The sequence below is a fragment of the Helicobacter sp. UBA3407 genome (genome assembly GCF_949747025.1).
Classification (GTDB): domain Bacteria; phylum Campylobacterota; class Campylobacteria; order Campylobacterales; family Helicobacteraceae; genus Helicobacter_D; species Helicobacter_D ganmani.
In genome coordinates, this window is sequence record NZ_CATKCB010000205.1 from 1 (window position 1) to 6,422 (window position 6,422).

General features: G+C 37.6%; 7 protein-coding genes and 1 pseudogene. All 8 read right to left on the reverse strand.

The features are described 5' to 3' along the window. Positions 1-228: pseudogene (locus Q1553_RS07480) on the reverse strand (hypothetical protein); the annotation flags it as partial. Positions 229-507: 279 nt separating this feature from the next. Beyond that, positions 508-1,452, reverse strand: a complete 945-nt coding sequence (locus Q1553_RS07485) for a thiamine pyrophosphate-dependent enzyme (RefSeq protein WP_115551677.1) — start codon at positions 1,450-1,452, stop codon at positions 508-510. 10 nt (positions 1,453-1,462) lie between these two features. Beyond that, the gene (locus Q1553_RS07490) at positions 1,463-2,680 is read right to left on the reverse strand and encodes a 2-oxoacid:ferredoxin oxidoreductase subunit alpha (RefSeq protein WP_115551678.1); all 1,218 of its coding nucleotides are present in this window, start codon (positions 2,678-2,680) and stop codon (positions 1,463-1,465) included. A gap of 2 nt (positions 2,681-2,682) precedes the next feature. Further along, the gene (locus tag Q1553_RS07495; protein WP_115551679.1) at positions 2,683-3,078 is read right to left on the reverse strand and encodes a 4Fe-4S dicluster-binding protein; all 396 of its coding nucleotides are present in this window, start codon (positions 3,076-3,078) and stop codon (positions 2,683-2,685) included. Between the two features lie 9 nt (positions 3,079-3,087). Then, the gene (locus Q1553_RS07500) at positions 3,088-3,648 is read right to left on the reverse strand and encodes a pyruvate flavodoxin oxidoreductase subunit gamma (protein ID WP_298496402.1); all 561 of its coding nucleotides are present in this window, start codon (positions 3,646-3,648) and stop codon (positions 3,088-3,090) included. 243 nt (positions 3,649-3,891) lie between these two features. Further along, positions 3,892-4,119 carry a YdcH family protein gene (locus tag Q1553_RS07505; protein ID WP_115551681.1) on the reverse strand — a complete coding sequence of 76 codons (228 nt, stop codon included), beginning with the start codon at positions 4,117-4,119 and terminating at the stop codon, positions 3,892-3,894. 97 nt (positions 4,120-4,216) lie between these two features. Further along, a complete protein-coding gene (gene argJ, locus Q1553_RS07510) occupies positions 4,217-5,407 on the reverse strand; it encodes a bifunctional glutamate N-acetyltransferase/amino-acid acetyltransferase ArgJ (protein WP_115551682.1) in 1,191 nt (396 codons plus the stop codon). After that, a partial coding sequence (locus Q1553_RS07515) for a potassium channel protein (RefSeq protein ID WP_300842872.1) occupies positions 5,400-6,422 on the reverse strand: 1,023 nt, incomplete at its 5' end. The genes argJ and Q1553_RS07515, both read right to left, overlap by 8 nt.

Here is a 6,422-nt window from a genome sequence, read left to right on the forward strand (position 1 = left end):
TCCAGCTCCTCTTGTAAAAGTCTTTTGAAATGCCTCTATTGTCCTTTGGAATAGTCGCTTAATGCGCTCCAAAACAGAAGTTTCAGAATCCATTTTGCTATTAAACATATCCTTAATTGCATCAGTATAACCATAATCACTGCAAAAAACTTGATTTTTATCAATCTCCTCATCAAGCCACTTCTTAGCAATCCAACCTGCCGCAAATCCTACAACAAATCTAAGCATAATGCCTCCTTAAATTAATTTATAGATTTCTCTATGGGCAAATTATAAACCAACAAGATGACAGGATATGTCGCGAAATTTATTTTGTGGAGTTATGTAACAAGATTCTATGTATCCAATGATTTGTGCAGATTCTATGCTCTCACAATGGACAATAATTCTTAATAATAAAAAAGAAAGGTAAAAAATAGATTCCAAACAAGGGCTATTGTGCCCCATTAACGCATTGTTAAATCTTTATAATCTTACAAAATAGCAAAGCCTAAGCTCTGCTATTTGCTACACTTTCGCCTCTTCGCGCCTTTGTAGATACTCCCAATATTCATCAACTCTCTTTTGCCATTCTGTGATTAAATGCTCATTTTCCGGCTTAAAGAGATGCTTAAATCTCGCTTGTGCGCCTAGATAATCACGCACAGGAACGACATTTTTCGGGCGATAAGTGATTTTTAGCTCTCGTCCATTGATAATTTCAAAGAGCGGAAATACAAGAGAATCTACTGCTAAATCACTCATTTCAATCGTTTGATTAGAGGGGAATCTCCATTCTGTGGTGCAAGCACTCATTGCGTTGATAAAAGTTGGTCCCTCTGTTTCAATTGCAGTTTTGATTTTTTTACTCATATCTTTCCATTTATTAGGCGCAACTTGTGCCACATAAGGTGCGCCGTGCGCTGCCATAATGAAAAGTAAATCTTTCTTTCTGTCCTTTTTGCCATAGCTTACGCGTCCTGCTGGTGTAGTAGTTGTAGAAGCACCAAGCGGTGTAGAACCACTCCTTTGCCCCCCTGTGTTCGCATACACTTCATTATCTAAGCACACATAGGTGAAATCATGCCCTCTTTCAAAGCAACCACTAATAAATTGGAATCCAATGTCATAAGTAGAACCATCACCACCAAAGGCTACGAATTTTGGTTCTTTATCACTATAAAGCCTATTTTTGCGCTTTAATGCCTTATACATTGCCTCTGCACCTGCAATAGCTGTGGAGCTATTCTCAAATCCAATATGAATCCAAGGAGTATCCCAAGAAGTATAGGGATAAACTGCGGTGCTTACTTCCAAACAACCGGTAGAAGTTGCAATCAACAAAGGGTGTTCTGTGGCATTTAATACTTCACGCACAATCATTCCATGTGCGCAACCCGGACATAAAAGATGCGCACCTTCAAATCGCTCACTTGCTCTTGAATATTGTTTCAAATTTTTAATTTCACTCATTTCGCACTCCTTAATTAAATCCAAGTTTTGGACCTCTAAGCCCAATAAATTGCTGTGTTGGGTGCGTTAGCTTCCCTGCTTTTGCATTTGCCTGTAATTCTTTTAGAATCTCTTGTAGATTGCTTTGTGTCAAGTCGCGTCCGCCCAATCCATAAATATAATTGCTTACCATAGGTTTATTTGCGCCGTGATAAAGTGCTGCTACACCTTCATTATAAAGCATTCCCATTGCACCTGCAGGCAAACTTCTGTCTAAAAATGCTACCGCTTTAACTTTGCTTAAACTTTCACAAAATGCCAAATAGGGAAATGGTCTAAGCGAACGAATACTTACAACACCCGCTTTAATACCATTTTTCCTTGCTTCTTTTGTGGCGATTCTTGCAGATTCCACCGTTGTACCAAGTGCCACGATTGCAACTTCTGCATCTTCCATATCGTATTTTTCTACGATATTATATTTACGCCCTGTGAGTTTTTCAAATTCTTTAAAAGTGCGCTCAATCACACCCATAGAATTCATAATTGCATTGTGTAACTGCGCTTTATGCTCAAAATGCCAATCCTCTTCTGTTTGTGCCCCATAAGTTGCTGGACGCTCAAAGTCTAGCATTGCATTTTTAGGTTTGTAATCACCAATAAATTTATACGCCTCTGCATCTTTTAGTGGGCGCACACTCTGTGCTGTATGAGAACAAATAAATCCATCTTGATGCACCATAACCGGTAAGCGCACATCGTAATCTTCTGCGATTTTAAACGCCATAAGGTTGAAGTCATACGCCTCTTGTGGATTATAGGTGCATAGATTAATCCAACCTGCATCACGCCCCAAATACATATCCGAGTGGTCTCCATTGACATTTAGAGGACTTGCAAGGGCGCGATTTACGACATTTAGCACGATTGGCAAACGCATACCAGAGGCTTGGTATAGCACTTCCACCATCAAAGCAAATCCTTGTGAGCTCGTTGCTGTTGCTACGCGTCCGCCTGCTGCTGCTGCGCCCACACAGCCACTCATTGCGGCGTGTTCAGATTCCACCATTACGAACTCTCCATCAATGTAGCCATTTGCTAAGAAAGTCGCGTAATTTTGCACAATCGGCGTTGATGGTGTGATAGGATATGCAGAAACAACATCAATCTGTGCTTGTCTCATTGCGTGGCTTGCTGCCATATTTCCATCCCAAACTTCTACTTCTTGTAATTCATAGACTTCTGCCATTATTAATCCTTTTTCTTTTCTTCTTTTTTAGGCCATTTGCTAAGTGCATTTTCATTGCTCTCATAATCACTAAACATCAAAAGAGATTTTGGATTTGTTGGGCATACATCTACACACACGCCACAGCCTTTGCAATGCACATAATCTACGCCGCTCATTTTTTCATCTCGCACCAAAATTGAAGAATCTGGGCAATAAACCCAACAAAAATAGCAATTAATGCAATGCTCTACATTATGCACAGGTTTTTCTACACGCCAATGCGCTACACTTGCCTTATAAGAGCTATCCTCACGATAATTTCTAGAATCTGCGTGTTTTTCTACCGCTGCATTACCTTTATCAAAAGGGAACAGCACAGAACCCGCTTCAAACTCGTTCCAACCTTTATAATTCATTTTTTACTCCTATTTTACTTCGTTATACGCTTTTCTAATTACTTCCATATTTGCATCAATGATTTTTTGTGGAAGTTTTTTGCCTAATACTTTTTTGAAAGATTCCAAGAAAAAGTCCAACTCCAACGCACCCGAAATTTTCAAAAATGCTCCAAGCATTGGTGCATTAGGGATTGACCTGCCAAAAGCCTCTAAAGAAAGCCCAATACAATCTAGTATATAAACTTCCTTGCCTTTAAGCTCTGGTTTGGATTTTAAAAATTCCTCTTTACTTAAGTGTGTTGTAATAATGTATTTTGTGGAATCTTTTTCGTTTGCGCAAATATCTGTGATATACACTAAACCAGGGTCAATGACTAAGATATAATCTGGATTCATAAATTTTTCGTGGTTAAGAATTGGACTTTCATCAATTCTATTATACGCTGTCATTGCTGCACCTCTTTTTGCTGAACCATAAAATGCAAAAGCCTGCACTTCCTTGCCTGTCCCTGCAATCACATCTGCCAAACCTTTTGCTCCTGTTACTGCACCTTGTCCTGCACGGCTATGCCATCTAATTTCAAGCATAATGCCTCCTAAATTTAATTTTTAAAGTTACGACTTAATTTTAAAGAAAACGCGCTTAAAAAAATTACTTTTTTGTTTCATAAGTTATAGAAAAATCTTCCAATGTGTAAAAATAACCCATTATTATTATTTGGAATCACGGCAACAAAAATAATCTAAAAATATTAAAATAGAATCTAAAAGGTAAAGAATTTGAAAAATACTGCAGTTTTTATTTGTAGAGCCCTTCTAAAAGGGCTTGGATTATTTTTTGTTCTCTTTGATGTATTCCATCACCATAGCATACGCTTCGTCTTTAAGCTCTAATTTTTTGCGTTTTAGCTCGGCTAATTCCATACTTGAAGCGTGTTCTCTACCCTCTGAAATATCTTGGATCTTTTGGTCTAATTCGTTATGCTCATCAAAAATTTTGGCAAAATGCGCGTTCTCTTGCTTTAAAACGCTAATCTCATCTCTATATTCGTGTAACATTGGCTCTCCTTTTAAAGATAAATTAATATGTAAATTATAAACAAAATTGCCTTAATGCTTACCATTTTTGCAAAATTTTAGATAATCTTGCTTAAATTTACGAACGATAATCCGCATTAATTTTGACATATTCGTGTCCTAAGTCGCAACCATATGCCACATAGGATTCTGTGCCCTTACCAATCTCACAAATAATTCTAAAAGATTCCCGTTTTAGAACTTCTGCAGCTTTTTTTTCATTTTCACCATCAAAATAAATCATGCCTTTTTGATAAACACACACTTCATCAAAATAAATTTCTAATGTCTTAGGACTACATTCAATCCCACTTGCTCCGATCGTTGATGCGATTCTACCCCAATTAGGGTCGCAACCAAACAATGCAGTTTTAACAAGCAAAGATTGACTTAACGCCTTGGCTACTTTTTGCGCTTCTTTTGAGGTTTTTGCACCTCTTACTTCAAAGGCAACAAGCTTCGTCGCACCCTCGCCATCACGCACAATATCCGTTGCAAGTTTGTGCATAATCTTTTCTAACACAAAGCCGAATGCTTCCTTATTATATGCTCCACTCTTGCCATTACTTAAAAGCAAAATCGTATCATTTGTAGAAGTATCACCATCTACGCTAATTGCATTAAAAGTGTTTTCAGCAGCATTTTGTAAAAGATCTTTCATATCCGACTTTGGAATCTCCGCGTCTGTGGCGATAAAACATAACATTGTTGCTAAAGAGGGATTAATCATACCTGCGCCCTTGCACATCGCACCAATTTTAAAGCTAGTCTTATCCTCTAGCACAACTTCAAAAGCAATGGTTTTACTAAAGCGGTCTGTCGTCATAATTGCATTTGCTGCTTTTGCATCGTCTTTTTTTGTCAAATCAAATTTCAAAAAAGATTCTACAATTTTTGTCTTTGGAAGCTGCACACCAATCACTCCGGTAGAACTCATAATCGGATTATAAATCATAGGAAATTTACCTTTGGCTTCGTCTAATATTTCTTTGACATTTGCTACACCTTCATCACCTGTTAAGGCGTTCGCATTTTTAGAGTTAATTAACACGAAATTCGTTTTGAAATTTTTATCATATTCTTGATAATGCAAAATGGGTGCGGCGCAAAATTTGTTTTGTGTAAAAATCGCTTCTACTTCACACAAAGAATCCGAATAAATAAAAGCCACATCAGGTTCTCCATTGGGCTTTAATCCTGCACTTACTCCGTCGCAATAAAACCCCTTTGCTACCGCGATTCCACCTTGTATTGGGAAAAAACTAAACATATTTTAACTCCTCTGGCTTATCTTTTTTAAAGATAAGCTGTTTTGTTAGATGCACACCATGTGAAGTGCCAATCACAAGTAATTTGCATTCGCTTGTTACTAAAGTGTCCCCATTAGGCATAGAAATAAATTTGCCATCTTTTTGCGTAATCCCCACAATAGAAGTCTGTGTAATCTCACGCACATGGGCTTCTTTAAGCTTTTTTAGGACGAGCCAAGAATAACGAGGCACAACAATTTCTTCTAAATCAAGCGGTGTATCCTTTTGATAGGCAAATCTCTCCAAAAGATTCTCCATATCTGGGCGCGTTGCCATTGCATTAACTCTTTGAGCAAACAGCTTTGAGGGAGACACAGCGTAATTTGCACCAAGTTTTTTAAGCTTTTCCTCATCTTCATTATTATCCGCATTGCCAATAATAAAATAAGGTTTGCGCCCCAATTCACGCTCATAAAGCCTCACAGAGGCAATTTGAGCAATATTATCTGCAATATTATTGGACAATGTAATCACCCCACGCGCACTAGAAAGATGGCATTTGAGCATTGCAATTTCTGTATGTGGGTCTTCGTTAATAAAAAAAGGATAATGATATTTTTGCGCAATATCTTCTAACGAATCGTTACGATCCACCACTACAAAGGGAATGTGTGCCTCACGAAATTGCTGTGATAGCTGTATCGTGTATTCATTGTGATAACAAATGATAAAATGATTTTTTAATCGCGCAATTTTGTAAATCATATTACGTTCCTTAATAATTGGAATCAGTTTTCCCCGACTAAGTATATCAATCACACTAACAACACAGAAGCTTAAAACAAGCGAACCTGCCAACATTACAAAAGCGGTATAAAAGATAGTCAAGTCATCAAACTCACCCTCATCTAATGCGCCAAAACCTGTTGTAGTAAAAGTATAAGAAGCCTGAAAAAATGCGTCAATTAAACCATAGTCTGTAAAGACTAAATAGCCAAGTGTGCTGATTATTAAACCTGCAAAAATTAATAAAAA

Bases quoted from the DNA above. Each gene is read 5' to 3' on its own strand.
- argJ (WP_115551682.1), bottom strand. From the start codon at position 5,407: ATGTTTAGTTTTTTCCCAATACAAGGTGGAATCGCGGTAGCAAAGGGG.
- Q1553_RS07485 (WP_115551677.1), bottom strand. From the start codon at position 1,452: ATGAGTGAAATTAAAAATTTGAAACAATATTCAAGAGCAAGTGAGCGA.
- Q1553_RS07505 (WP_115551681.1), bottom strand. From the start codon at position 4,119: ATGTTACACGAATATAGAGATGAGATTAGCGTTTTAAAGCAAGAGAAC.
- Q1553_RS07500 (WP_298496402.1), bottom strand. From the start codon at position 3,648: ATGCTTGAAATTAGATGGCATAGCCGTGCAGGACAAGGTGCAGTAACA.
- Q1553_RS07490 (WP_115551678.1), bottom strand. From the start codon at position 2,680: ATGGCAGAAGTCTATGAATTACAAGAAGTAGAAGTTTGGGATGGAAAT.
- Q1553_RS07495 (WP_115551679.1), bottom strand. From the start codon at position 3,078: ATGAATTATAAAGGTTGGAACGAGTTTGAAGCGGGTTCTGTGCTGTTC.